At 28.4% G+C, this 1654-nt stretch carries 1 protein-coding gene, 1 tRNA gene and 1 rRNA gene; all 3 read right to left on the bottom strand.

Going from position 1 to position 1654, the window contains the following annotated elements; translation table 11 throughout:
* Positions 1 to 91, bottom strand: a 16S ribosomal RNA gene (locus tag VIM70_RS00450); the annotation flags it as partial.
* Between the two features lie 531 nt (positions 92 to 622).
* Positions 623 to 1366 carry a peptidylprolyl isomerase gene (locus VIM70_RS00445; RefSeq protein WP_331942999.1) on the bottom strand — a complete coding sequence of 248 codons (744 nt, stop codon included), beginning with the start codon at positions 1364 to 1366 and terminating at the stop codon, positions 623 to 625.
* Between the two features lie 152 nt (positions 1367 to 1518).
* Positions 1519 to 1594 (bottom strand) — tRNA-Lys (locus tag VIM70_RS00440).
* Positions 1595 to 1654 lie beyond the last annotated feature (60 nt).

The raw sequence follows: 1654 nt of genomic DNA, 5'->3' as shown, positions 1-1654 counted from the left end.
TAATTGATCCCGAAGGATCGCATCGCTCGACTTGCATGTGTTAGGCACGCCGCCAGCGTTCGTCCTGAGCCAGGATCAAACTCTCAATTTAAAAGTTTACACTTTTTTAGTTGAAATGATTAATCTGCGCCAACTGTAAAGTTGAATACCAACGATTAAGTTGGTAACGCGAGCTCATTATATACTTTTTAGTCTTACGACTAAAATATTACTTTTTTCTAAAGTAATTAACTGGTTAAAATAAAATATTATTTCATTTCTTTACCTATTTCTCTGTTTAATTTTCAAAGACCAACTTATTTTGTCATCATGTGACGACTTCTACAATTTTACTAGGTATTTCTTGTTTTGTCAATGGTTTTATATATAAATTTAGATTTTTCTCTCAACTTTTTAATTTACATGTTTTAGTTTAAATAACTTTTATTTTTTAGTAGTAGTAAAACAGCAAATATAAATACCTAATACTTTCATATTTATGTATATTTATATATATTTATATCATTATATTTTTGAATAGTTATAAATAGTTCTATAAAATAAGAAAAAACAATACCAAAATGATATTGTTTTTTCTTGCTATAATATATATAACAGCTTTTAAAGCTACGGATTCAATTTTTTATTTTATTTCTATAGTATATTTATTTTTCAATTCTGCTATAGAACTTATATATTTCTCATTTTGTTTTTCATGTGAAATACTCTCTATAATCATAGGCCTAGACTCTTCAATAGATTTAACATCTCCTGTACTTTTCTCATCTAATTGTATTAAATGGTATCCAAATTGAGTTTTAACAGGTTCACTTATTTCACCAACTTGTAATTTAAAAGCTGCTTCTTCAAATTCAGGAACCATTCTGCCTCTAGTAAAACTACCTAAACTTCCACCTTGAGCTGCTGATGGACATTTAGAATATTTCTTAGCCGCTTCCTCAAAAGACATTCCATTAGTTATTTCTAATTTAATATCTTGCATTTGCTCTAAAGTATCTACTAATATATGTTTAGCTGATGCAGACTCTTCACTTTTAAACATTTGGCTATTATCTTCATAATACTTTTGAATTTCTTCCTGAGTTATATCTATATCAGCCATTATATTTTTTATCCCTGTTTGTATTAAAATATCTTTTTTTATCAGCTGCATTTGTTCTATATAATCTGGATCCTTCTCCATACCATTATCAAGTGCATAATTATATATTAATTCAAAACTTATCATTTGTTCTAAGAATTGTTTTTTACCTTCTTCTGTTTTATAATGCTCTTGTGTCTCCTGTGGAAATCTCAATAATGACCTTTTTATATCTTTTTCAGTTATTTTACTTCCATTTACTATAGCTAAAACTTTATTCTCCATAATTACTCTCCTTTAAAATTATTTATTTTTATTTATTTCATGATACCATAGAACTAGTAATAAAAGAAAATCAATAAAGTGTTAACAGTTTAATATCTTATGATATTATTCTAGTTAAAAAATAAAAAAGCACTTTATAAAAAGTGCTTTTTTGGTGGCTTACCGGGGAATCGAACCCCGGACACCATGATTAAAAGTCATGTGCTCTACCAACTGAGCTAGTAAACCATGTAAACCTGGCGACAACCTACTCTTCCACAAGGTCACCCCTGCAGTACCATCGGCGCA

The sequence above is a fragment of the Clostridium sp. genome, assembly GCF_036569345.1.
Taxonomy (GTDB): domain Bacteria; phylum Bacillota; class Clostridia; order Clostridiales; family Clostridiaceae; genus Clostridium_AD.
The sequence above is the reverse complement of the archived record's forward strand: the minus strand, read 5'-3'. Positions and strand labels throughout refer to the sequence as shown.

Bases quoted from the DNA above. Each gene is read 5' to 3' on its own strand.
- VIM70_RS00445 (WP_331942999.1), bottom strand. From the start codon at position 1,366: ATGGAGAATAAAGTTTTAGCTATAGTAAATGGAAGTAAAATAACTGAA.